Origin of the sequence: Pantoea phyllosphaerae (assembly GCF_051025595.1) — a bacterium.
Lineage (GTDB): Bacteria > Pseudomonadota > Gammaproteobacteria > Enterobacterales > Enterobacteriaceae > Pantoea.
The window spans coordinates 117847-140824 of record NZ_JBPFDE010000006.1; the positions used below are offsets into that span (position 1 = coordinate 117847).

Below are 22978 nucleotides of genomic sequence, written 5' to 3' on the forward strand. Positions count from 1 at the left end.
GATCGCAGCGCAGTGAATTGCGTCTGTCGGAAAGGGGGCGCGGCCTGTGCTACGCTGCACCGCTGCTGACAGGAGAAAAAACATGGCGCTGCCTGTGCTAAAAACAGAACGTCTCTATCGCCAGATCGCCAGTGCGATTATGGAAAGCATTCAACGCGGCGAGTTTGCCCCAGGCGCGGCGCTGCCGCCGGAGCGCGAGCTGGCAAAGCAGCTGGGGGTCAGCCGCTCCTCAGTGCGCGAGGCGCTGATTGCGCTGGAGATGACCGGCTGGGTAGATATTCGCACCGGCAACGGCGTCTTCGCGATGCAGCCGCTGCCGTCCGCCAGCACGCCCGCAGCGGAGGCAGATTACAGCCTGGACGATCTGTTGCAGGCGCGTCTCGCTTTCGAGGGGATGCTGGCGGAGATGGCGGCGCGCAATGGCACCCCGACGCAGCGCGAACAGCTGCGCGCGCTGGCCGATACGCTGCTGCGCTACCGCGCCAACGACGCGGACTTTCTCGAGCAGGACAAGGGCTTTCATCTGCTGATCAGTGAAATGAGCGGCAATGAGGTGCTGCGTGAGATGATGGAGTTTCTCTGGAACAAGCGCGACAGCGCGCGCTTCCGGCGGCTGGAGCGTCATTTTGCCGATAACGCCTTTACCGATGAGATGAACCGCGACCATCAGCAGATCGCCGCGGCTATCCACGCAGGCGACGCCGCCGCCGCGCGCGCCGCGATGGAGAGCCATCTGGCGCAGGTGAAGCGGCGTCTGCTGGGCTAGATTTTATGTCGTTTAGGACGGCCGGCGCCGAGCATAATCGCCAGTCGGCTGCCGCCCGGCGTGGTCTCCATCAGGATTTTCGTGATGCTGGTCAACGGCACCGAGAGCAGCATGCCGACCGGACCAAGCAGCCAGCCCCAGAAAATCAGCGACAGGAACACCACCAGCGTCGAGAGCCCCAGGCCGCGCCCCATCACGCGCGGCTCCAGCATATTGCCGAACACCATATGAATCGCGGTAAACAGCGCCGCCACCAGCATTGCGTCGTAGGGGCTGTTGAGCAGTAGCGCCTGCAGCACCGGCGGGATGCCTGCGATGATCGGGCCGATATTGGGAATGTAGTTAAGAATAAACGCCACTACGCCCCACAGCAGCGCGAATTTAATATCAAGCAGAAACAGGCAGCCCCATACCGACACACCGGTAATCAGGCTGATCAGGGTCTTTAGCGCCAGATAATGCGTTACGCCTTTCAGCGCCCGGTGCAGCCCGGCAATGCGGATCTGCGGATTGGTCAACGCGTTACGCATCTTGTAGGGCAGGTGATGCACTTCGAACAGCATAAAGACCACGGTCAGAATGAGCAGCACGAAATTACTCATCATGCCGGAGAACTGCGTCAGCGCGACGGTGGCGAACGACATCAGCATATTGGGATCGAAGCGCTGCACCAGCGTAGTGGTGGAAACGTGAATGCCGATGCCTGACGCCAGGTGCTGCACCACGCTCATCTTCTGCTCCAGCGTGGCGCGCAGCTGCGGATAGAGATCGGAGAATTCGCTGACCGAACTGGCCAGCACCGCCACCAGCAGCAAAATGACGATAAATATCACCGTGATGACCACCGTGATCGCTAACCCGCGTCGCCAGCCACGCCGCATCAGGAAGGTGACGATAGGATTGAGCACGATGGCAAAAAAAGCAGCCAGTAAGAAGGGCACCATAATATCGGAGGCAGCACGGATCCCGGCGAGAATAATCACCAGCATAGCCAGCTTAGTCAGAATATTTTGCCCTATTTTTTCCTGCAGTGGTTCGCTCATTCCCTCTCCCGTAAAGCCAGACCGCAGAGAGTAGTGTAGCTGAATGGTAATTAAACGCCTGATTCTTCAATAAAAGCGCAGCGATAATCAGACTTTTTTACCGTGGTCAGGATGTCGTTACCGATCGCTTCTCTGACGGCGGCAAGCCCGCCGATGTTGATGATCTCCGCGTAAGAGCGGTGACGCGCAGCTGAAAACTCAGGAGCATCAATGACAGCCGATGACTAAACCTGCCTCCCGGATGCGGCGGCGGCTCGAAATATTCTCCTTATGGTGGCAAGCTGTAGAGTAAATTCAGTCAACCACGAGCGCACTTTGTCATGCCAGACCAACCTGCAGCGGAACCCGCTCATAAGGGGATCGGCTTAACCCTGCTGATTATCTCCATTGTGATCTATAACTTCGCCAGCTATCTCACTATTGGCCTGCAGCTGGCGGTGCTGCCGGGCCTGGTGCATGACCAGCTCGGCTACAGCGCCTTTTGGGCGGGCGTCGTCATCAGCCTGCAATATGTGGCAACGCTGCTGAGCCGTCCTCATGCCGGGCGCTACGCCGATATCTGGGGGCCGAAGCGCATTGTGGTGCTGGGGCTGGTGGGCGTGCTGCTCAGCGGTCTCTGCTACCTGCTGGCGACCTGGCTGGCCGCTTCGCCTGTCGCCAGCCTGATACTGCTCTGCACAGGACGCGTGATCCTCGGCGTCGGCCAGAGTTTTACCGGTACCGGCACCTCGCTATGGGGCGTGGCGCGGGTCGGCTCGCTGCATATTGGTCGCGTCATCTCGTGGAACGGCATCTGTACCTATGGCGCGATGGCGCTGGGCGCGCCGCTGGGCGTCATGATCTATCGGGAGGGTGGGCTGCTGCTGCTCTCCGTGGTCATTATCGCCATCTGCGCGCTGGCGATCGCGCTGGCGCTGCCGCGTCCGGCGGTAAAGGGCAGCCGCGCGCGGCCGCTGCCGTTTCGCGACGTGCTCGGCAAGATTTACGGCTTCGGTCTGATTCTGGCGATGGGATCGGCGGGCTTCGGCGTTATCGCCACCTTTATTACGCTCTTCTATCAGGCGAAAGGCTGGGACGGCGCGGCCTTCGCACTGACGCTGTTTAGCGCCGCCTTTGTCGGCGCGCGGCTGCTCTTTCCCAACGCGATTAACCGCTTCGGCGGGCTGCGCGTCGCGGCCGCCTGTCTGGCGGTCGAGGCGGTCGGATTGTTTCTGGTGGCGGGCGCGGTTGATCCCTGGATGGCGAAAACCGGCGCGCTGCTAACCGGCGCCGGTTTTTCGCTGATCTTTCCGGCGCTTGGCGTAGTGGCGGTAAAAGCGGTGCCGCAGGCGAACCAGGGCAGCGCACTGGCGACCTACACCGCCTTTATGGATTTAGCACTGGGGATTACCGGCCCGATCGCGGGCTTTATCATGAGCTTTGCGGGCGTGCCGCTGGTCTATCTGCTGACGGCGCTGCTGGTCTGTCTGGGGCTGTTCTGCACGCTGCGGCTGGCGCGTCGGCTGCCGATGGCGTCGGAAGAGGCGAAGGAAGGTTAAAAAAGCGGCCTCCGACCGAGGCCAAAAACGTGTCGCAAGACACAGATAAGGGTAGGGCAACGCGGCGGACGAAGAGCCCGCCGCGTGATAGTCAGGCCTGAAGCAGCGAGATGCTGTGGCGGATCTGGCGCTCAATCTCAGCAGGGCTCCAGCCGTTAAGCTCGGATGAGAAGGGCTCAAAAGCGTAGACGCCTTTATAACCGAGCATCTCCAGACGTTTCACCTGCGCCACGCTGTTCAGCACGTCACGGTCGCTCAGCATAATGCGCTCTTCATCGGTAAGTTCTGCGGTGGCGCGCCTGTCTTCCACGCCGGAAAGGTGCACCAGGCCAATCATCTCAACGTCGATCTCCGCAGGGAACTCCTGCTCGGCATGCTCATACAGATGGTGGTGGAAGGTGTCGATGACCAGCTTAAACGGCGCCTGCGCGTCACGGATCAGCTGCTGTGCCTGTACCGCCGAGCGCAGCGAACTGACCGGAAAGCCCAGCGGCTCGACCAGGCCCTGAACGCCATGCTGCGCAAAGCGCGGCGCCAGCGTGCGCAGCGCTGTCAGCGTCTCTTCCGGCGTAATCTCGACGCCTTCGTTCAGCGGGCACATGACCAGTGCGCGGGCACCAATCGCCTGGGCGTCACGCAGCAGCGCGTCCGCTTTCGCCAGTAGCGCCTCATCCACGCGGTTGAAGGGGTAGAGGGCGTTGATCGTCACTACCTCAATGTTGTATTTCGCGATCAGGTCGCGGGTTTGCTCATAGGTCAGGTCGTCGCACACCTTTCCGCTCGGCATGTCGTTACGCAGTTCCACCTTGTTCAGGCCCAGGCGCTGAACGAGCTGGAAAAAGGCTTCTAAAGAAAGGTTCGGCGCAATTTTACGGTTAATACAGAAACGGGTCGGATCGATGGCCATGCTGCGGCTCCTGTGGCGATGCAAGAGATAAGGGAATAAGCTGACGGCAAAGAAAACATTTATTTCATAAATAGTGAATTATGGAATGCAAAGGTTGAGATCTGCCTCTCAATAATTTCATTTTCCGTCCCTGCCGAGCCGTTTTTGCCCCTTCCGGTTAACAGGAAATTGTGCCTGAACCGCCTGGCAACACGCACTCTGCGCCCTTACAGCGCGCGGTTTTTTATGCCATCAGGAAAAATGCGATCCATGCCGCTAAAAGGGAATTTTTCAAAAACTTTCATTTGAAAAATTTATTTCACTGTAATAGCTTCATAGCATGCTTTCGGTGTTGCCTGATCAGACAGCGTGGCGTCACGCTGAGGCTCTGCAGGGAACTCACACTTCTTAAGAGGCTATGAAATGAACATCACAGGAAACTTCATTGGCGGTCAGATTACCTACAGCGCCAGCAACGAAACCATCCCTGTCTATGACCCGGCGACCGGAAAAGTGGCGCGCGAGCTTACCCAGAGCACCGGCGCGGAAGTCGCCGAAGCGATTAAAATCGCGCACGAAGCCTTTCCCGCCTGGTCGAAAACCTCGCCGCTGCGCCGTGCCCGCGTCCTGTTTAACTTCAAGGCGCTGATGGAGCAGCATCGCGACGAACTGGCTGAACTGATTGTCTCCGAACACGGCAAAGTCTGGTCGGACGCGCAGGGTGAGCTGACGCGCGGGCTGGAAGTCGTGGAGTTCGCCTGCGGCATTCCGCATCTGATTAAAGGTGAATACTCCGCTAACGTCGGCACCGGCGTCGACAGCTATTCGCTGATGCAGCCGGTGGGCGTGGTAGCGGGCATTACGCCGTTTAACTTCCCGGCGATGGTGCCGCTGTGGATGTTCCCTATCGCGCTCGCCTGCGGCAACACTTTCGTGCTTAAGCCACCGGCGCTCGATCCGTCGGCGGCGGTGCGCATGGCCGAGCTGCTAAAAGAGGCGGGTCTGCCGGACGGCGTCTTCAACGTGGTGCACTCCTCTAACGAAGATGCTGAGCAGCTTTATAAAGATCCGCGCATTGCGGCGGTAAGCTTCGTCGGCTCGTCCGGCGTCGCCGAGCATATCTACAAAACCGCCAGCGCCCACGGCAAGCGCGTGCAGGCGTTCGGCGCGGCGAAAAACCACGCCATCGTTATGCCGGATGCCGATCTCGATGCGACGGTCAACGCCATTATGGGCGGCGCATTCGGCTCGGCCGGCGAGCGCTGCATGGCGCTGCCGGTGGTGGTCGCGGTCGGCGACGACACCGCCGACAAACTGATTGCGCGCCTGACGCCGCTGATTAACGCGCTGCGCGTCGGGCCTGGCATCAAGCAGGGCGCGGAAGAGAATGAGATGGGGCCGGTCGTCTCCGCTGCGCACCAGAAAAAGGTGCTGGGCTATATCGACAAGGGCGAGCAGGAGGGGGCGAAGCTGGTGGTCGACGGCCGCAACTTCCAGGTGCCGGGTCATGCGGAAGGTTACTACATTGGTGGCACGCTGTTCGACAACGTGACGCCGGAGATGACGATCTGGCGCGAAGAGATTTTCGGGCCGGTGCTGAGCATTATGCGCGCGCCGGACTATGCCAGCGCGCTGCAGCTGGTCAACAGCCATGAGTTCGGCAACGGCAGCGCCATCTTCACCAGCAACGGCAATACCGCGCGCGAGTTTGTGCAGGATGTGGAAGCGGGCATGGTCGGCGTCAACGTACCGGTACCGGTGCCGATGGCGTTCCACAGCTTTGGCGGCTGGAAGCGTTCGGTGTTTGGCGCGCTCAACGTGCACGGGCCGGACGGCGTGCGCTTCTATACCCGCATGAAAACCGCCACGGCGCGCTGGCCGAGCGGTCAGCAGACGGTCTCGGAATTCAGCATGCCGACCCTGAGCTAAATCCATCACGCCATCATTACCGCTACAGGCCTGCAGAGACGCGCCTGTAGCGGCTTGTTTGCAGATTGAAAAAGGAGAGTGGGATGTCTTTTCTTGCAAAAGCGCAGCAGCCGGACGCCAGCGGCCGCATCCAGCACGTCACCCCGGAAAGCGCGGGATGGCGCTATGTCGGTTTTGACGCCTATCTGTTGAAGAAAGGCGACACGCTGCGCCTGAGCAGCGGCGATAAAGAGCTGTGCCTGGTGCTGGTCGCGGGACTCGCCTCGGTGAAAACGCGCCATGCTGACTTTCCCGGCATCGGCAAGCGGATGTCGCCGTTCGAGCGCGTGCCGCCTTATTCGGTATATGTGCCGCATAATGACGAGGTGGAAATCGTCGCCGACAGCGACCTGGAGCTGGCGGTCTGCAACGCCCCTGGCCAGGGCAATCTGCCGGCGCGCCTGATTGCGCCAGCGGATGTGGGTGTCGAGCAGCGCGGCAAGGGGCGCAATCAGCGGCTGGTGCACAACATTCTGCCCGACGACAAACCGGCTGATAGCCTGCTGGTGGTTGAGGTCTATACCAACGAAGGTGATACCAGCTCCTATCCGAGCCACAAGCACGACGAAGAAAACAGCGAAAACGAAACCTATCTGGAAGAGACCTACTATCACCGTTTCGAGCCAGAGCAGGGCTTCGCCATGCAGCGCGTCTATACTGACGACCGCTCGCTTGATGAGTGTATGGCGCCCTATAACCGCGACGTCGTGACCGTGCCGCGCGGCTACCATCCGGTGGCGACCATTGCCGGCTACAACAACTACTATCTGAACGTCATGGCCGGCCCGGTGCGGCTGTGGAAATTTACCTGGGAGAAAGATCACGCCTGGGTAAACAGCGACAGCTATCCGCGCGGCTAGCCGCGGTGAGATACAGAAATGAAAAAGGGCAACCTCAGGGTTGCCCTTTTTTCATGCTAAGTATCGGATTTAAGCACTGACGTTATTCAACGCCAGCGACACCGCCAGCGTCTGCGCCAGGCAGAGCGAGGCGACCTGCGAACGGAACCCGTCCACCTGCGCTTCGCGCACCACAAAGCAAACGTCGCTGAAGGCCGCCAGCGGGCTGACCTGGCTGTCGGTAATGGCAATCTGATGCGCGCCGCGCTTCGCGCCCAACTCCACCAGTTCTACCGCTTCGCGCGCGTACGGCGAGTAGCTGATAGCGATAACCACATCTTTCGGGTTCACCAGGCTGAGCTGCTCGGTGAACATGCCGCCCAGGCCGTCGATGAGGAAAGCGCGACGTTCGAGATGGCGCAGCGCGTAAACCAGATAGGAGGCGACGCTAAACGAGCGGCGCAGACCGATAACATAGATATTCTCCGCCTCGTTCAGCAGCTGTACCGCTTTGTTGAGCTGGTCGGGATTGACCTGCATCGCCAGCTGCTGCAGCGCCTGACTATTGACCATCGTAAAGACATTCAGGATCTCCGCCGGGCTTTCCGGTGAGATGGCGGCGTCATCGGTGGCGGTCTGGCGGAACAGGCGCGCGCGCTCGGTATAGTTGACCGTCTCTTCCATCAGGTGCTGACGAAAAACCTGTTTCATTTCGTTGAAGCCGCTGAAGCCGAACGCATTGGCAAAGCGAATCAGCGTCGACGGCGGCACGTCAGCCTGCGCGGCGATAGAGGCCACCGTATCAAAGGCGATGCTGTTGCTGTTGTCGAGAATATAACGAGCCACCTGCTTCAGGCGCTTGCTCAGCGTTTCGTAGCGGCGACGAATATCATCCTGTAACAGGGAGAGTTGAGTAGGGTTATTAGTCATTACTTCGGCCCGTCAAAAAAGGAAAAATGGCTGGATAATGAGCGCTATAGTACCAGATGGATGGAAAATTTCATTTGTTTGCGCCCACCGCGGGGTTTATTTCATCGGTTTATGAATTACCTCACATAATGCAGGGAATGGGGTGGGAATAGCGGTGAAAAGCAGGCGAAAAAGCAGAACGGCCCCTCCTGCACGGCAGTGAAGCGTGCAGGAGGGGCCGGTGAACGACGTTACAGCCCGGCGTGCTCGCGAATATATTTGCGCGCTTTTACCGCATATTCAAAGGGATTGGCCAGCGCCGGATCCTGCTCGGCTTCGACCACCATCCAGCCCTTATAGCCGTAATCCTCCAGTATCTTAAACACCGGCTTAAAGTCGATAACGCCGTCGCCCGGTACGGTAAAGGTGCCTTTCTTCACGCCGTCGAGGAAGCAGAGGTGGTTGTCGCGTACTTCGGCGACAATCTCGTCGCGGACATCTTTCAGGTGAACGTGAAAAATACGCGGCAGATATTTCTGCAGCACGTCGAGCATCGCCTGCTGCGAGCCTTCGGAGTAGTAGATATGCCCGGTATCGTAGAGCAGCCCGACATTGTCATTGGTCAGCGCCATAAAGCGGTCGATCTCTTCCACGGTCTGAATGCCGGTGCCCATATGATGGTGCAGCGTCACGCGCATCCCTTTCGCCGCGGCAATCTCCGCCAGTTCGTTGTAGCCTTCGGCCGTCAGGCGCCACTCTTCGTCGGTGAAGATCGGCTTTTGCTCCAGCACCGGCAGCGTGGTGCCCTGGATGCTTTTGCTCTGCTCGGAACAGCCGATAACGCGTGCGCCCATGGCGTGCAGAAAATTCATGTGGTTGACGAATTCGTCGATGGTTTTCGCTTTGTCGCCGTTAGCGAAAAAGGTGCTGAACCAGGCGTTGCAAATCTCGATGCCGCGGATGTCGAGCATCGGCTTCAGAACCGCCGGATCGCGCGGATATTTGCTGCCGACTTCGCTGCCGGTAAAGCCCGCCAGTGCCATCTCGCTCACCGTCTGCTGAAAGGTGTTCTCTTTGCCCAGCTCCGGCATATCGTCATTGGTCCAGCCGATCGGCGCGATGGCCAGTTTTACATTTTCTTTGTTCATCTGTTTAATCCTGACGGGTCAGGGCGGCCACAGCCGCCCGCAAGAAGAGGGAAACGCTTATTTCTTGTCGTAGAAGGCGGGACGCGGCGGCATTTCTACCGGCTCAATGGCGCCGCTCTGCTGCGCTTTCAGGCAGGCGTCGGCGGCTACCGAGGCGGCGAAGCCGTCCCAGGCGGATGGGCCAGTCAGGTCGCCCGCCTTCACGTCGTTGATAAAGGCCTGCAGCTCAACGTCATACGCCTCAATAAAACGATCTTTCCAGTCAGTCAGAATGGTGGTGGAGAGTTTGGCTTCGCTGCGCATCTGCACCGAGGCGGGCTCCGGCAGCTTCGCGATGCCGGTTTCGCCGACCACTTCGCACTGGATATCGTAGCCATAGGCGCAGTTAACGAAGATCTCGACGTCGATACGCACCCCTTTTTGCGTTTCGAACAGCACGATTTGCGGATCTTTCAGGCGCGCATGCGACTTCGACGTCACGCGCGGGAAGACCACCTGCACGCTCTTATAGTCGTCGTTGGTCAGCCAGCGCAGCACGTCCAGCTCATGAATCAGCGTGTTGGTGATCGCCATATCGGTGGTGTAGCTCTCTGGCACCGCAGGGTTACGGTGCGCGCAGTGCAGCATCAGCGGCTCGCCGATGCCGCCCTCGACGATCACTTTTTTCAGCGCACGGTAGCCCGCGTCGTACGGACGCATAAAGCCGACCTGCACCAGACGCTTGCCGTGCTGGATTTCTGCATCCACCACGCGACGGCAGCCTTCCGCGCTCATCGCCAGCGGTTTTTCGCAGAACACCGGCTTGCCAGCGGCGATGGCCGCGAGCGTAAATTCTTCATGCGTCGGATCCCAGGAGGTCACCAGAATCGCGTCGACTTCTGGTGAATTAATCACCTGATGGCCATCGGCGTAGACCTCCGCCTCGATATTGAGGCGCTGCAGCGCGGCGCGCGCGCCATCCACGTTGATGTCCGATACCGCCACTACTTTTGCCCCCTGCAGGACATTATTGCAGCGACGAATATGTTCCTGGCCGATTGCGCCGGCACCGATAACGCCAAGTTTCAAAGTCATAATTACACCTGTAGGGTTCATAGCGAGAAATAAAGGGCCGGCGGTTCCGGCCGGAATATTAGTATTTGCGCGCCTGGTCGAGGTGAGCGTTAAGCTTCTCCGCCACCGCCTGCGTGCGTTCAGAGGTGGAAGCCTGCGCTACGCCGACGTGCCACCAGCTGAAATATTTGTGCACCATGGTTTTCGGCAGCACCTTGATGTCGATAAGCGTTGAAACCGGCGATTGACGCGCCTCTTCCAGCGCGACCTGCAACTGCTCCAGCGTGGTAACGCGCCAGGTTTTGCAGCCGTAGCCCGCCGCGATGGCGGCGAAGTCCACCGGCACGAAGCCGCCGTCCAGCTTGCCGCCTTCCGGGTTGCGGAAGCGGAACTCGGTGCTGAAGCTGTCCATGCCGTGTTCCATCTGCAGGTTGTTGATGCAGCCGTTGGTCATATTGTCGAACAGCACCACGTTGATCTTGGTGCGCTCCTGAATCGAGGTGACCAGCTCGGAGTGCAGCATCATAAAAGAGCCGTCGCCCAGCAGCGCGTAAACCTCACGATTCGGCTGCGCCAGCTTCGCGCCCAGCGCGGCGTTAACCTCATAGCCCATGCAGGAGTAGCCATACTCAACGTGGTACGAGTTGTAGTCGCGGGTGCGCCAGACGCGTTGCAGATCGCCCGGCAGACTGCCCGCTGCCGCGACAATCACTGCATCCTTTGGGAGCTGCTCGTTTAGCGTGCCGAGCACGCGGCTCTGGGTAAGCACCGACTGGGTCAGGCGATTGAATTCGGCGAACACCGCGTCGCGATCGATATGGTCAGCGATTTCCGGGATAAAGCCGTCGCCGCTGTATTCCACCTGATAGACGCGCTGCGTCTCTTTCAGCAGTTTGCTCTGCGCCTGCGCGATCTGATCGCCCCAGTCGTTGCTGTAGTTTTTATCCGCCAGCCCCGCCTCCAGCGCGACAAGCGCCTCGCGCGCGTCTGCCAGCAACTGCACGCCGTCGAGCTTGTAGCTGTCGAAGTTGCTGACGTTAACGTTAAGGAAGCTGACCTCCGGATGCTGGAAGATCCATTTTGATGCGGTGGTAAAGTCGGTGTAGCGCGTGCCGACGCCAATCACCAGATCCGCCTCTTTCGCCAACAGGTTGGCAGCCAGGCAGCCGGTTTCGCCCACGCCGCCAACGTTGAGCGGATGGTCAGAGACGATGGTGCCTTTGCCCGCCTGAGTTTCGGCGAAGGGGATTTGATAGCGTTCGGCAAACTGGCGCAGCGCCTCGCCCGCTTCGGAATATTTCACGCCGCCGCCCAGTACGATCATCGGCTTACGCTTGCGGCTAATCAGCGCCAGCGCGTCGTTTAGCTGCGCGGCGGTCGGCAGGCGACGATCGAGACGGTGTACGCGTTTCTGGAAGAAGTAGTCCGGGAAGTCCCAGGCTTCGCTCTGCACATCCTGCGGCAGCGCGAGGGTCACCGCGCCGGTTTCAGCGGGATCGGTCAGCACGCGCAGCGCGTTAATGCAGGCGGTCATCAGCTGCTCAGGACGGCTGACGCGATCCCAGTATTTGCTTACGGCGCGGAAGGCGTCGTTGGTGCTGATGCTGAGATCGTGGCTCTGCTCAATCTGTTGCAGCACCGGATCGGGCTGACGCGTCGCGAAGACATCGCCAGGCAGCAGCAGTAGAGGAATGCGGTTAGCGGTGGCGGTGGCCGCCGCGGTGATCATATTGGCGGCACCCGGTCCGACCGACGAACTACAGGCGATAATTTGGCGGCGCAGAGATTGTTTAGCGAAGCCCATTGCGGCATGCGCCATACCCTGTTCGTTACGGCCCTGATAAACGGTCAGATCGCCGCTATCCTGCTCCAGCGCCTGACCCAGTCCCAGCACGTTGCCGTGACCAAAGATAGCGAAGAGGCCTTTTACGAACTTCGTTTCCACGCCATCGACATTAATGTATTGATTATCAAGAAACTTAACCAGCGCCTGTGCGGTGGTCATTCTGATGGTGGCCATATGCTTTTCCTCTACATGCTGCAACCTGGTAGCAGGTCAGCGACGTGGCGTATCGCAAAAGCGACCGCAGGTAACTGAAACGTGAAGCGATTATAAACAAATATATTTTTCATAAAATACGATTACAGAAGAAACATTTCATTTTGCGATTGAGATCAAATTTAACCGTGAAATGCGCTTCTCAGCGCGAACAGCGAGAGGCTGAGTGAAACATGAAGTGAGAAAAGCGGAGGATATGGATAATTTCATTCTATTTCAGCGGCTTCCATTCCGCCTGGCTCATCTGGCCCCACAGGCCGCGTAGCCCTGAAACGGGGTGAAACAGCGTAAATATGGCGTGCATAATGCGCGGCCAATGCAGAGTTTTACCTGGTTCACAAAATCGCGATGTACGTTTCATTTCATATTGTGTTTGGAATTTTTATTCCTCATACTCGCTTTATCGTCAGTCTGGCAAGGGCAAAAACCAGACGCACGCCGGGATGTCGACTTTCTGGCCCGCGTGTCTGCTTATCACAGAAGGAAAAAACAGGTATGAGTACACAACAGAAGCGGCTTGATGTGATTTGTATTGGACGCATCGCCGTCGACCTTTATGGTCAGCAAATTGGCGCGCGGCTGGAGGATATGAGCTCCTTTGCCAAATATCTCGGCGGCTCCTCCGGCAATGTCGCTTATGGCACCGCGATTCAGGGGCTGAAGTCAGCCATGCTGGCGCGCGTAGGCGATGAACACAACGGCCGCTTTCTGCGCGAAGAGCTGAATCGCGTGGGGTGTAATACCGAGGGACTGATTACCGATAAGCAGCGCCTGACGGGGCTGGTGATCCTCGGCATCAAAGATGAAGAGAGCTTTCCGCTGATTTTCTACCGCGATAACTGTGCCGATATGGGGCTGGTGCCGGAAGATATCGACGAAGAGTTTATTAAGGCGTCGCGCGCGGTAGCGGTGACCGGCACCCATCTGTCGCATCCTCAGACGCGCGCCGCGGTGCTGAAAGCGCTCGATATTGCGAAGCGCAACGGCCTGCGCACCGCGCTCGACATCGATTATCGCCCGGTATTGTGGGGGCTTACCTCGCTCGGCGACGGCGAAACGCGTTTTATCGAATCGCAGCAGGTGACGCGCCAGCTGCAGGAAGTGCTGCACTATTTCGACCTGATTGTCGGCACAGAAGAGGAGTTCCATATCGCGGGCGGCAGCACCGATACGCTGGCGGCGCTAAAAAGCGTGCGCCAGGCGACGCAGGCGACGCTGGTGTGCAAGCGTGGTCCGCTGGGCTGCGTAGTGTTCGAGGGCGACATCCCCGACAGCTGGGAGCAGACGCGCCTGCACAGCGGCGTGCGGGTCGAGGTTCTCAACGTGCTGGGTGCGGGCGACGCCTTTATGTCCGGGCTGCTGCGCGGCTGGCTTAATGACGAGGGCTGGGAGCAGGCGTGTCGCTACGCTAACGCCTGCGGTGCGCTGGTGGTATCGCGTCACGGCTGCGCGCCGGCGATGCCGACCAAAGCGGAACTGGACGATTTTCTCAGCCGCGACCGCGAGGTGAAACGCCCCGATCTCGATCCCCGTCTTAACCATCTGCATCGCGTGACCACGCGCAAGCAGCAGTGGCCAGAGCTGAACGTTTTCGCCTTCGACCATCGCAAACAGCTGGCCGATATGGCGCACGAGGCGGGCGTCGATGAGAGCAAGATCCCGGCGTTGAAGGTGCTGTTGCTGAAGGCGGCTGAAGAGGCGGCGTCTGAGGCGGGCCTGGAGAGCAAGAGCGGTATTCTGGCCGATACCACTTACGGGCAGAAAGCGCTGAACGCCATTACCGGCAGAGGCTGGTGGATCGGCCGTCCCATTGAGCTGCCCAGTTCGCGGCCGCTGCGGCTGGAACATGGCAATATCGGCTCGCAGCTGATCGACTGGCCCGCCGAGCACGTAGTGAAATGTCTGGTGTTCTACCATCCGCACGACAGCGCCGAGATGCGCAAAGAGCAGGACGAGCTGGTTCTGGACGTCTGGAAAGGCTGCAACAAGAGCGGACATGAACTGCTGCTTGAGGTGATTCTGCCAGAGAGCAATCCCGATCGTGACGAGGCTCACTACCTCACCATGCTTAGCCACTTTTATCAGCTGGGCATTAAGCCCGACTGGTGGAAGCTGCCGCCGCTGTCGGCGGAGAGCTGGCAGGCGATTAGCGGCCTGATCGAGCAGCAGGATCCCTACTGTCGCGGCATTTTGCTGCTGGGGCTTGATGCACCAGAAGAGCAGCTGAAGGCGGGTTTCGCCGCGGCGGCGCAGGCGCCCTGGGTGAAAGGCTTTGCGGTCGGGCGCACTATTTTCGGCCAGCCGTCGCGCCAGTGGCTGCAGGGCGAGCTGGATGATACGGCGCTGGTAGAGAAGGTGAAGGGCAACTATCTGCGGCTGATCGGCTACTGGCGCGCTGCGCGCGGTTAGTCGCGGGCTTTTTATACAGACGGCTCTAAAGCTTAAAAAGCGGGAGGCATAAACCGAAGAGCAAAGCGTCCCGCGGCAGGGAAGGCGCGGGCCGAGCGAGCATGGATGCATAAGCGACTTTGCGATCGGTTTATGCCTCCCGCGTCAGCACAATGCAGTTCACCTCAACGACGGGAACAATCCCGTCGTTTTCATTTCAATAGCTTATTTCAGCGTGATGCTCTGAACGATGCTGTCCGCATCGCTCTGCGCCTGCTGCTGGTTATCACCTGGCAGCGTAATCTGCAGCGTCAGCAGTTTGCCGTCGACCTTCGCCAGAATCACTGAGGACCATGAGGTCTGGTTATTGGCGGAGACGACGCTGTCCAGACGCTGTGCAGGCTGATCTTTCAGGGTAATCGCTTTGTCGGAGACGACCTGCAGCTGCGGGTCGCGGTTGCGCTGCTGCTGTTCCAGACGCTGCGCCAGCACATCCAGCCCTTCGTTGGTGGCCTCGCCTGCGATAACAATCACGGCGCGCGCGCCGGTTTCATCGGCGTAAACGTGCATATTGGTCGTCTGGTTGCCCAGTTTGCCGCTCTTGTCCGACATGCCTGCCGGCAGCGAGAAGCTCAGCTTGCCATCCATCAGCGTGACGTTCTGCGCCGACTGGCTGGCGCTGGTGCCGTTGCTGCCGGTGGCGTCATCTTTCTTCTGATCGCAGGCCGCCAGGCCCAGCACCAGTAAGCCAATACCCGCATATTTCACTAAGTTTCGCATCTGAATCCCTTTATTTGATTCCAGTAAGGCGTTCATACAACTCGAATCAGGCGGCAAAAGCAACCGCCCGATTGTCAGAAGATCTTAGCGGGTCATTGCGAAAGGCTCTATCGCCGGTTAGCCGAAATTTACCTGCGGGCGCTGCGAGCGCTCCGCCAGACGTTTCAGCATCGCATTGAGCAGCACGCCGTAGGCGGGCAGGAAGAAGACCACGCAGATCAGCACTTTAAAGCTGTAGTCCACCAGCGCGATCTCAACCCAGTGCGCGGCCATAAACGGGTCCGTGCTCTTATAAAAGGCGATAAAGAAGAAGGCGAGCGTATCGCTGATATTGCCGAGGAACATGGCAGCAGCAGGCGCCACCCACCACTGCGGCAGCTGGCGCAGGCGGTTAAAGACGTGAACGTCGAGGATCTGACCCAGCGCATAGGCCATAAAGCTGGCGCAGGCGATGCGCGCCACGAACAGGTTAACGTTATGCAGTGCCGCCAGGCCCTGCCACTGGCCCTGGTAAAACAGGCTGGAGACCAGATAGGAGACAAACAGCGCCGGGATCATCACCGCGAGGATAATGCGGCGTGCCAGCGGCGCGCCGAAAATGCGCACGGTCAGGTCGGTCGCCAGAAAAATAAACGGAAAGCTGAATGCGCCCCAGGTGGTATGGAAGCCGAAAATGGATACCGGCAGCTGCACCAGATAGTTGCTGGAGATAATCACCAGCAGATGAAACAGAGAGAGCCAGACCAGCGCGTGCTGACGCTGACGCAGAGAAAATGCGATCATAGTGGACCTTTTTCATATTGGGGTGAGGGAACCCATTGCCGCGCAAAGCTGAGCCCGCGCGACGGTGTCAACGTTAAAAAACCGCGGCATATTACCGCGTTGTGCTATTTACGCAATGGTTAATTTTAACGCAATCGTTCTCGTCTTGCGTCTGCGGGGCGCCGCGTTAAAATGAGCGCCCCCTGTTTAGAACCGAGTGATTTATGAGCGACAACTTCTCCCACGCCGATCATCAGCTGGATGCCCTGGGCCTGCGCTGCCCGGAGCCGGTAATGATGGTGCGCAAAACGGTCCGCACCATGCAGGATGGAGAAACGCTGCTGATTATCGCCGACGATCCGGCCACCACGCGCGACATTCCCGGCTTCTGCCGCTTTATGGAGCATCGCCTGCTGGCGCAGCAGACCGACACCCTGCCTTATCACTACCTGATCCAGAAGGGCCTCGGCGCCTGATCGTCGCGCCCGCTACCTGCGACGCGCGCGCAGCAGCCGCAGCGCGTTAGCGGTCACCAGCGCCGTTGCACCGGAGTCGGCGACCACCGCCAGCCAGAGGCCGGTCAGGCCCAGCAGCGTAGTGACCAGAAACAGCGCCTTCAGCCCCAGCGCAATGGCGATATTTTGCCGCAGCGTGGCACGCGTGCGCTGCGCAAGCGCCACCAGTGACGGCAGCAGCGGCAGCGCATCGCGCGTCAGCGCGGCGTCGGCGGTCTCCAGCGCAATATCGCTGCCGCTTCCCATGGCGATGCCGATTGTGGCCGCCTTCATCGCGGGCGCATCGTTAATGCCGTCGCCGACCATTGCCAGCGGGCGCTGCTGACTTAGCGCGCGAATGGCGTCGACCTTGTCGCCAGGCAGCAGGCCAGCGCGAAAGTCGATGCCGAGTTCGCCAGCGATCGCCGCTGCCGCACGCGGGTTGTCGCCGGTGAGCATCAGGCTCTCAATGCCCATTCTTTTCAGCTCAGCCAGGGCGTCGCGTGCGTCGGCGCGCAGGTTGTCGCGCAGCGCCAGCGCGCCCAGCGGTTCGCCGTCGCGCAGGATCGCCACCAGCGTTTGCCCCTGTTCTTCCTGCTGCAGGATCTGCGTGCGCTGCGCGGCGCTCAAGGCGTCGACGCGGCCGGGGGACAGCAGCGCGATCTGCGCGCCCTCGACCTGCGCGGCGATGCCGCTGCCCGCCAGCGTCATCTGCTGGCTGGCCGAGGGCAGGGTCAGCTGTCGCTCGCTGGCGGCCGCGACAATCGCCGCGGCCAGCGGATGCGTCGAGCCCTGTTCCACCGCGGCCGCTAGCGCCAGCAGCTCATCCTGCGAGGCGGAGGTGAAGCGGAGTACGCCGGTAACCTGCGGTTTGCCCTGCGTCAGGGTGCCGGTTTTGTCGAAGGCGATGGCGCGTATCTGGCTGAGGCGCTCCAGCGCCGCGCCGCCCTTAATCAGTGCCCCCTGACGCGCGGCGGCGGCGAGGCCGGAGGTTATCGCAGCGGGCGTCGCGATCACCAGCGCGCAGGGACAGCCGATCAGCAGCAGCGTCAGACCTTTGTAGATCCACGGCAGCCAGCCGCCAAAGCCGAGCAGCGGCGGCACCACCATCACCAGCGCGGCCAGCAGCATAATCAGCGGGGTATAGAGACGGCTGAAGCGATCGATAAAGCGCTCGACCGGCGCGCGGTGGCTCTCCGCCTCTTCAATCAGGGTCAGAATACGGTCGATGGCGCTGGCACCCGGTTCAGAGGTTACCTCTAGCTGAATCAGGCGATCGACGCTGGTGGCGCCCGCCAGCAGCGCATCCCCTTTTTCACGCGTGACCGGCAGCGATTCGCCGGTGAGTGCGCTTTCATCCAGGTTCGCCTCGTCGCTCAGCAGGCGGCCGTCTACCGGCAGGCGTCCGCCTGCCGCCACTTCGATAACGTCGCCAGGGCGCAGCGCCGCCAGCGCCACGCTCTCCCGCCTGTCGCCGTTAAGGCGCGTGGCGTTTTCCGGGCGTAGCGCCATCAGCTGCGTCACGCCGCTGCGCGCGCGCGCGGCGGCAAAAGCTTCCAGGCGTTCGCCCAGCAGGAACAGCAGCAGCACCATCGCCGCTTCGGCATGGGCACCGATCAGCAGCGCCCCGGCGGCAGCCACGCTCATTAGCGTTTCGATAGTAAAGGGCGAGCCACTGCGGGCGCGTCGCCATGCGCTGCGCGCCACCGGCCACAGGCCAGTCAGCGTCGTAAGGATAAACAGCCCGTCACCCCAGCGCGGCGCAAACTGGCTTAGCGTAAAGCTGGCGAGCATCAGGAGAGCGAGCACGATGATGGCGCGGTTATCGCGCCAGCGGGAGGCGGCGGGTGGAGCGGTTGCCTCGCTGGCCAGGGTAAATCCGGCGCGCTTAACGGTCTGTTCTACGGCGGCGGAGACATCGGCACTGGCCTCAACCAGCAGCTTTTCACTGGCGAATACAACGCGCGTTTGCCGCACCTGCGGCAGCTGGGCAACGGCAGTTTCAATGGTACGGGCGCAGCTGGGGCAGTCCATGCCGCTGACGCGCCAGCTCAGGTGCCAGCCGCCTTGCCCTTGCCTGTCGCTCTCTTCGTCGCTGTCGCCGGCATGTCTCTCCTCGCCAGGGCTGCCGTCCGCCTCGCAGCAACCGCCCCCGCAGGCTGGCTGAACAGGTGAAGCGGCACGGATGTTCAGGCGTGCAGACGCCGCGCCAGGCAGGGCGCATAGCGGTTTAGTGGCGGAATGCGTGTGGCAAGAGCGGCCGCAGCCGCAGGCGTGTTCGTGATGATGTTGCTGCATAAAACCTCCAGTAACGGACGGGCGATCCCGCCCGCTACTGCATCCTACACTCTGGAGTCGACTCCAGAGTCAAGGCCGGTTTTACATCAGATAAGCCACAGCGAGCGGACAATCATAAAGTGCCCGGCAAAGTAACAGGCGGCGACGATAGCGCTGTCGGCGCGAAAACGGCGGCGATAGTGGCTGACGAACCAGACGATATTGGCCAGCAGCAGCAGGCTTGCGCCCACTACCAGCGTGAAGCTGTCGTCGGTGGGACGGAAGAGATACTGCTCGGCGGCCATCCAGGTCATGACCAGCGTCATGCCGATCAGCGTGCAGATCGGCCAGCGCAGCGTCTCCAGGCGGTTCCAGATGGTCGCGATAGTGATGGCGCCAATAATCAGCAGCGTCAGCGGAATCGGCCAGTAAAAGGTCATCGTCATGCCGGCGGCGAAGCAGATGGTGTACAGCAGGTGAGAGAGGAAGAAGGCCCCCAGCGCGTAGAGCATCTGCTGGCGCGGCAGCAGCAGCAGCGCGTCGCCGACCAGCGTCGCGAGCAGTCCGGCGATAATCAGGTAATCGGTCGGTTTCAGCACCGGCGCCTGCCAGGCCCAGCCCACCATCAGCAACAGCGTAATAGGTTTGAAGAGCCAGCGCTGCCACTGCGGGCCGCGATAGGATGCGTCAACATAGAGCCAACCGGAGAAGAGTACGGCAAGAAATGACCAAAGCATTGCTGCTCCCTTAAGGACAACCTGTCCATCAGATGGTGAAAATTCCCAATAAGTCGATCTCAGTTTAGGTTACGGCCTCACAATGTGACAATCAGGCAACTCTGGTTGTATGCTTCACCCGCACTGCTTTCCAGAGCTTAACGAGACGAGAAAAAACCATGAGCAAACCACCGCTACTCTTTTTTATCGTACTGGCCGTTATCGCCGTGCTGGCGACGCGCCAGTTTATCAAGCAGCGGCGCGAGGCGGCGGTGAACGACGCCTCGCCGGTGCGCACGCTAATGGTGAAGGTCAAGACCAAGCGGGAGTACCCGTCGCCCAACCGGCGCTCGCGCCAGCGCGAAGTGATTGCGGGGGAAGAGATGCGCTACGAAGCCTGGTTCCATCCCCTGAACGGCGCCAGCGATATTAAGGCGATTGTGGGCGAGCGCGACTACAACCAGATGGATACCGGCGCGAAGGGCGAGCTGAAGATGCAGGGATCGCGCTTCGTCAGCTTTACGCCGGCGCAGTAAAACTGCGGATTTTGATAAAGTGGCCAGCGCGGGTAAGACGAATCGATCGCAAAGACGCAAAAGCGGCATCCTTGCCAGCTCGGCCCGCGCGAGTACGCACCTCATCCCTGAGGCGCGCCCGTCACCGGGCCAACGTTACACGTTGTTCAAAAGCGCTCCCGGCGCTTTTGTCCCTGTCGCGGGACGCTTTGCTCTTCGGTTCGTCTTACCCGCTTGCAGACCTTGTAAGCTGTTCAGCCCGCTGTTTCACTTCTTCTTCGGAAAATTGGCCTTCTGCCACGCCAGCAGTTCAAACACGCCGAACAGAAAGATTTTGGTTTGCGTCCAGCGATCAATTGGCGGCGCATCCTTCGGCTGGGTGGCGCGCAGCAGCGTCAGCTGCAGCCCGTGCATCAGGATCATAAAGAACAGCGCGACGTGGATAAAATAGCGCAGCGGTTTAGGGTAGGGATCGACCAGGTTAAAAAGTAAAAAAGCCCAGACGCACAGCATTAACAGGCGGCCTAAATTAAGCAACATCGGATGTCTCTTGTTGTCGGTGATATAAACGATACGCCACTTGTCCGGCGATCTTCTCGCGATGCAGCGCCCAGCTAGCGGGCACCGGCGGCGCGCCGTGCTCGACTTCGCTCTCAACATAAATCATCGCCTCGTCCGCCAGCCAGCCATTCTGTTCCAGCAGCTGCAGCGTCTGCTCCAGCAGCCCTTTACGGAACGGCGGATCGACGAATACCACGTCGTATGGCTCGCCGGAGGCGGCCAGCCAGTTGAGGGTATTGACGTTGATCACCTGCGCGTCGCTGGCGCGCAGGGTGTTTACATTTTTCTCCAGCTGCTGCGCCACCGGACGTTCCAGCTCCAGCAGCGTCACCGAACCCGCAAAGCGCGACAGCGCCTCCAGGCCGAGCGCGCCGCTACCGGCAAAACAGTCAAGGCAGCGCGCCTGCTGCAGCACCGGCGCCAGCCAGTTAAACAGGGTTTCACGAACGCGATCGGTGGTGGGGCGCAGTCCGGCGCTGTCGGGCACCGGCAGTTTGCGTCCGCGCCACTGACCGCCGATGATGCGGATTTGTCCGGCAGCGCCTGTGCTACGAGGGGTTTTACTCATCTTGCTCACAACTCGTCATAATTTGTTGCGTAGTTTAACGGGCGAACGAGTGAGAAGAAACGGTAAAAAAGGGTGCTGTGGTGCGCTGGCTGGAAAGTGTTAGACTAGTGAGTTGCTGAAGTCATACATAATTCTGCTGTTTTTCGCCCTTTCGGCGGTAAAAACCAGAGCTAATTTTTATCCCCTGGGAACAGCGAGCGACCGGGATTAAGCCATCGAGGAGTGTCGTCACACAATGGCAAAAGAGAAAAAACGTGGCTTTTTTTCCTGGCTGGGATTTGGCAAAGAAGAAGAGACACAACAGCCTGCTGAAGCGTCTGAGCAGCAGCCTGATGAGCCTGCGCTGGCGCAGGCGGAAACCGAGGCGGCGCATACCGTCGAGCTGACCGAACAGGTCGCCGAGGCGCAGCGCGAAGCACCTGCGCAGGCCGAGGAAGAGCGCGTTGCCCCAGAGCCAGAAGCGGAAGCGGTCGTCCAGAAAGCACAGGACGCGGAAATTATCGCGCCGCTGGAGGAGATCGTTCCGGAAGAGGAGCCGGAGCTGGCGCCAACGCCTGTCGCAGACGAGCTCTTGCCGGAAACGCTGCCAGAAGAAGAGCAGCCGCTGGATGATGAAGCGCTGGCGGCGCTGGCGCTGGCAGAAGCGCCGCAGGATGACGTGGCGGAAGAGATCATCGCCGAAGAAGAGGCTGAGGCAACGGTTGCCGACGAAGCGGTGCAGGACACCGTCAGCGATCTGCCGCTCGCCGCTGCGCCAATTCTCTCCCAGGAGCAGGAACGTCCCACCAAAGAGGGATTCTTCGCGCGCCTGAAGCGCAGCCTGGTCAAAACGCGCCAGAACCTCGGCTCCGGCTTTATCAGCCTGTTCCGCGGCAAAAAAATCGACGATGAGCTGTTTGAAGAGCTGGAAGAGCAGCTGCTGATCGCCGACGTCGGCGTCGAGACCACGCGCCGCATTATCACTAACCTGACGCAGCAGGCGAACCGCAAACAGCTGCGCGACGCGGAAGCGCTCTACGGCCTGCTGAAAGCGGAAATGGCGGGCATTCTGGCGAAAGTAGACGCGCCGCTCGACGTCAGCGGCAAAGGGCCGTTTGTGATCCTGATGGTCGGCGTCAACGGCGTCGGCAAAACCACAACCATCGGCAAGCTGGCGCGCCAGTATCAGGCGCAGGGCAAATCGGTCATGCTGGCGGCGGGCGATACTTTCCGCGCGGCGGCCGTGGAGCAGCTGCAGGTGTGGGGCGAACGCAATCATATTCCGGTGGTGGCGCAGCATACCGGCGCGGATTCCGCCTCGGTGATCTTCGACGCCATTCAGGCGGCGAAAGCGCGCGGCGTTGACGTACTGATCGCCGATACCGCTGGTCGTCTGCAGAACAAATCGCACCTGATGGAAGAGCTGAAGAAAATCACCCGCGTGATGAAAAAACTGGACGAGGAGGCGCCGCACGAAGTGATGCTGACCCTCGACGCCAGCACCGGCCAGAACGCCATCAGCCAGGCGAAACTCTTCCATGAAGCGGTCGGCCTGAGCGGTATTACCCTGACCAAGCTGGACGGTACGGCGAAAGGCGGCGTGATCTTCTCGGTGGCCGATCAGTTCGGCATCCCGATTCGCTATATCGGCGTCGGGGAAGGCATAGAAGATTTACGGCCCTTCAAGGCCGAAGATTTTATTGAGGCACTGTTTGCCCGAGAGGACTAA

At 60.1% G+C, this 22978-nt stretch carries 20 protein-coding genes; 8 read left to right on the top strand and 12 right to left on the bottom strand.

Annotated features, from left to right (window positions below; all coding sequences use genetic code 11):
* Positions 1-82: 82 nt before the first annotated feature.
* Positions 83-766, top strand: a complete 684-nt coding sequence (locus tag ACR6A7_RS10330; protein ID WP_434124781.1) for a FadR/GntR family transcriptional regulator — start codon at positions 83-85, stop codon at positions 764-766.
* Here ACR6A7_RS10330 and ACR6A7_RS10335 read toward each other — a convergent pair.
* Positions 763-1809 carry an AI-2E family transporter gene (locus tag ACR6A7_RS10335; protein ID WP_434124782.1) on the bottom strand — a complete coding sequence of 349 codons (1047 nt, stop codon included), beginning with the start codon at positions 1807-1809 and terminating at the stop codon, positions 763-765. The genes ACR6A7_RS10330 and ACR6A7_RS10335 overlap by 4 nt on opposite strands.
* Positions 1810-2129: 320 nt before the next feature.
* On the opposite strand from ACR6A7_RS10335, the gene ACR6A7_RS10340 reads away from it, so the two are divergent.
* On the top strand, positions 2130-3347 hold the full coding sequence (locus ACR6A7_RS10340) for an MFS transporter (RefSeq protein ID WP_434124783.1): 1218 nt from the start codon (positions 2130-2132) through the stop codon (positions 3345-3347).
* Between the two features lie 91 nt (positions 3348-3438).
* Here the strand turns inward: ACR6A7_RS10340 and ACR6A7_RS10345 are convergent, their stop codons facing one another.
* Positions 3439-4254, bottom strand: coding sequence for a TIM barrel protein (locus ACR6A7_RS10345; RefSeq protein ID WP_434124784.1), 816 nt, complete (start codon positions 4252-4254; stop codon positions 3439-3441).
* A 402-nt stretch (positions 4255-4656) separates the two neighbouring features.
* On the opposite strand from ACR6A7_RS10345, the gene ACR6A7_RS10350 reads away from it, so the two are divergent.
* Entirely contained in the window at positions 4657-6162 is a 1506-nt protein-coding gene (locus ACR6A7_RS10350; RefSeq protein ID WP_434124785.1) for a CoA-acylating methylmalonate-semialdehyde dehydrogenase, read from the top strand.
* 83 nt (positions 6163-6245) lie between these two features.
* The gene (gene iolB / locus ACR6A7_RS10355) at positions 6246-7061 is read left to right on the top strand and encodes a 5-deoxy-glucuronate isomerase (protein WP_434124786.1); all 816 of its coding nucleotides are present in this window, start codon (positions 6246-6248) and stop codon (positions 7059-7061) included.
* Positions 7062-7130: 69 nt separating this feature from the next.
* Here iolB and ACR6A7_RS10360 read toward each other — a convergent pair whose 3' ends face one another.
* The 4 genes from ACR6A7_RS10360 to iolD all read right to left on the bottom strand — a co-directional run bounded on the left by ACR6A7_RS10360 (position 7131) and on the right by iolD (position 12170).
* The gene (locus ACR6A7_RS10360) at positions 7131-7970 is read right to left on the bottom strand and encodes a MurR/RpiR family transcriptional regulator (RefSeq protein WP_434124787.1); all 840 of its coding nucleotides are present in this window, start codon (positions 7968-7970) and stop codon (positions 7131-7133) included.
* A gap of 230 nt (positions 7971-8200) precedes the next feature.
* Entirely contained in the window at positions 8201-9097 is an 897-nt protein-coding gene (iolE, locus tag ACR6A7_RS10365; RefSeq protein WP_434124788.1) for a myo-inosose-2 dehydratase, read from the bottom strand.
* A gap of 57 nt (positions 9098-9154) precedes the next feature.
* Positions 9155-10171 carry a bifunctional inositol 2-dehydrogenase/D-chiro-inositol 1-dehydrogenase gene (iolG, locus tag ACR6A7_RS10370; protein WP_434124789.1) on the bottom strand — a complete coding sequence of 339 codons (1017 nt, stop codon included), beginning with the start codon at positions 10169-10171 and terminating at the stop codon, positions 9155-9157.
* Between the two features lie 58 nt (positions 10172-10229).
* Complete coding sequence (gene iolD / locus ACR6A7_RS10375; protein ID WP_434124790.1) at positions 10230-12170, bottom strand: 3D-(3,5/4)-trihydroxycyclohexane-1,2-dione acylhydrolase (decyclizing); 1941 nt, start codon at positions 12168-12170, stop codon at positions 10230-10232.
* 534 nt (positions 12171-12704) lie between these two features.
* Here iolD and ACR6A7_RS10380 point away from each other — a divergent pair.
* Complete coding sequence (locus ACR6A7_RS10380; protein WP_434124791.1) at positions 12705-14618, top strand: bifunctional 5-dehydro-2-deoxygluconokinase/5-dehydro-2-deoxyphosphogluconate aldolase; 1914 nt, start codon at positions 12705-12707, stop codon at positions 14616-14618.
* A gap of 204 nt (positions 14619-14822) precedes the next feature.
* Here the strand turns inward: ACR6A7_RS10380 and ACR6A7_RS10385 are convergent, their stop codons facing one another.
* Together ACR6A7_RS10385 and ACR6A7_RS10390 are read right to left on the bottom strand one after the other, a co-directional pair.
* On the bottom strand, positions 14823-15377 hold the full coding sequence (locus ACR6A7_RS10385) for a DcrB family lipoprotein (protein ID WP_033753537.1): 555 nt from the start codon (positions 15375-15377) through the stop codon (positions 14823-14825).
* 117 nt (positions 15378-15494) lie between these two features.
* A complete protein-coding gene (locus tag ACR6A7_RS10390) occupies positions 15495-16160 on the bottom strand; it encodes a 7-cyano-7-deazaguanine/7-aminomethyl-7-deazaguanine transporter (protein ID WP_434124792.1) in 666 nt (221 codons plus the stop codon).
* A gap of 203 nt (positions 16161-16363) precedes the next feature.
* Here ACR6A7_RS10390 and tusA point away from each other — a divergent pair, with 203 nt between their 5' ends.
* Complete coding sequence (gene tusA / locus ACR6A7_RS10395; protein WP_033753239.1) at positions 16364-16615, top strand: sulfurtransferase TusA; 252 nt, start codon at positions 16364-16366, stop codon at positions 16613-16615.
* Between the two features lie 12 nt (positions 16616-16627).
* Here tusA and ACR6A7_RS10400 read toward each other — a convergent pair whose 3' ends face one another.
* Both ACR6A7_RS10400 and ACR6A7_RS10405 read right to left on the bottom strand, forming a co-directional pair.
* Positions 16628-18931 (bottom strand): zinc/cadmium/mercury/lead-transporting ATPase, encoded by a 2304-nt coding sequence (locus ACR6A7_RS10400; protein ID WP_434124793.1) that lies wholly within the window; start codon positions 18929-18931, stop codon positions 16628-16630.
* An 86-nt stretch (positions 18932-19017) separates the two neighbouring features.
* The gene (locus ACR6A7_RS10405) at positions 19018-19647 is read right to left on the bottom strand and encodes a lysoplasmalogenase (RefSeq protein ID WP_434124794.1); all 630 of its coding nucleotides are present in this window, start codon (positions 19645-19647) and stop codon (positions 19018-19020) included.
* Between the two features lie 158 nt (positions 19648-19805).
* Between ACR6A7_RS10405 and ACR6A7_RS10410 the strand changes: the two genes are divergently transcribed.
* Entirely contained in the window at positions 19806-20162 is a 357-nt protein-coding gene (locus tag ACR6A7_RS10410) for a DUF2500 domain-containing protein (RefSeq protein ID WP_216492955.1), read from the top strand.
* A gap of 246 nt (positions 20163-20408) precedes the next feature.
* Here the strand turns inward: ACR6A7_RS10410 and ACR6A7_RS10415 are convergent, their stop codons facing one another.
* Positions 20409-20681, bottom strand: a complete 273-nt coding sequence (locus ACR6A7_RS10415; protein ID WP_033753227.1) for a DUF1145 family protein — start codon at positions 20679-20681, stop codon at positions 20409-20411.
* Complete coding sequence (gene rsmD / locus ACR6A7_RS10420; RefSeq protein WP_434124795.1) at positions 20671-21270, bottom strand: 16S rRNA (guanine(966)-N(2))-methyltransferase; 600 nt, start codon at positions 21268-21270, stop codon at positions 20671-20673. Before rsmD ends, ACR6A7_RS10415 begins: the two co-directional genes overlap by 11 nt.
* Positions 21271-21505: 235 nt before the next feature.
* On the opposite strand from rsmD, the gene ftsY reads away from it, so the two are divergent.
* Entirely contained in the window at positions 21506-22978 is a 1473-nt protein-coding gene (ftsY, locus tag ACR6A7_RS10425; protein WP_434124796.1) for a signal recognition particle-docking protein FtsY, read from the top strand.

Excerpts from the sequence above, each read along its gene's own strand:
- ACR6A7_RS10330 (WP_434124781.1), top strand. The coding sequence starts at position 83 with ATGGCGCTGCCTGTGCTAAAAACAGAACGTCTCTATCGCCAGATCGCC.
- ACR6A7_RS10335 (WP_434124782.1), bottom strand. The coding sequence starts at position 1,809 with ATGAGCGAACCACTGCAGGAAAAAATAGGGCAAAATATTCTGACTAAG.
- ACR6A7_RS10340 (WP_434124783.1), top strand. The coding sequence starts at position 2,130 with ATGCCAGACCAACCTGCAGCGGAACCCGCTCATAAGGGGATCGGCTTA.
- ACR6A7_RS10345 (WP_434124784.1), bottom strand. The coding sequence starts at position 4,254 with ATGGCCATCGATCCGACCCGTTTCTGTATTAACCGTAAAATTGCGCCG.
- ACR6A7_RS10350 (WP_434124785.1), top strand. The coding sequence starts at position 4,657 with ATGAACATCACAGGAAACTTCATTGGCGGTCAGATTACCTACAGCGCC.
- iolB (WP_434124786.1), top strand. The coding sequence starts at position 6,246 with ATGTCTTTTCTTGCAAAAGCGCAGCAGCCGGACGCCAGCGGCCGCATC.
- ACR6A7_RS10360 (WP_434124787.1), bottom strand. The coding sequence starts at position 7,970 with ATGACTAATAACCCTACTCAACTCTCCCTGTTACAGGATGATATTCGT.
- iolE (WP_434124788.1), bottom strand. The coding sequence starts at position 9,097 with ATGAACAAAGAAAATGTAAAACTGGCCATCGCGCCGATCGGCTGGACC.
- iolG (WP_434124789.1), bottom strand. The coding sequence starts at position 10,171 with ATGACTTTGAAACTTGGCGTTATCGGTGCCGGCGCAATCGGCCAGGAA.
- iolD (WP_434124790.1), bottom strand. The coding sequence starts at position 12,170 with ATGGCCACCATCAGAATGACCACCGCACAGGCGCTGGTTAAGTTTCTT.
- ACR6A7_RS10380 (WP_434124791.1), top strand. The coding sequence starts at position 12,705 with ATGAGTACACAACAGAAGCGGCTTGATGTGATTTGTATTGGACGCATC.
- ACR6A7_RS10385 (WP_033753537.1), bottom strand. The coding sequence starts at position 15,377 with ATGCGAAACTTAGTGAAATATGCGGGTATTGGCTTACTGGTGCTGGGC.
- ACR6A7_RS10390 (WP_434124792.1), bottom strand. The coding sequence starts at position 16,160 with ATGATCGCATTTTCTCTGCGTCAGCGTCAGCACGCGCTGGTCTGGCTC.
- tusA (WP_033753239.1), top strand. The coding sequence starts at position 16,364 with ATGAGCGACAACTTCTCCCACGCCGATCATCAGCTGGATGCCCTGGGC.
- ACR6A7_RS10400 (WP_434124793.1), bottom strand. The coding sequence starts at position 18,931 with ATGCAGCAACATCATCACGAACACGCCTGCGGCTGCGGCCGCTCTTGC.
- ACR6A7_RS10405 (WP_434124794.1), bottom strand. The coding sequence starts at position 19,647 with ATGCTTTGGTCATTTCTTGCCGTACTCTTCTCCGGTTGGCTCTATGTT.
- ACR6A7_RS10410 (WP_216492955.1), top strand. The coding sequence starts at position 19,806 with ATGAGCAAACCACCGCTACTCTTTTTTATCGTACTGGCCGTTATCGCC.
- ACR6A7_RS10415 (WP_033753227.1), bottom strand. The coding sequence starts at position 20,681 with ATGTTGCTTAATTTAGGCCGCCTGTTAATGCTGTGCGTCTGGGCTTTT.
- rsmD (WP_434124795.1), bottom strand. The coding sequence starts at position 21,270 with ATGAGTAAAACCCCTCGTAGCACAGGCGCTGCCGGACAAATCCGCATC.
- ftsY (WP_434124796.1), top strand. The coding sequence starts at position 21,506 with ATGGCAAAAGAGAAAAAACGTGGCTTTTTTTCCTGGCTGGGATTTGGC.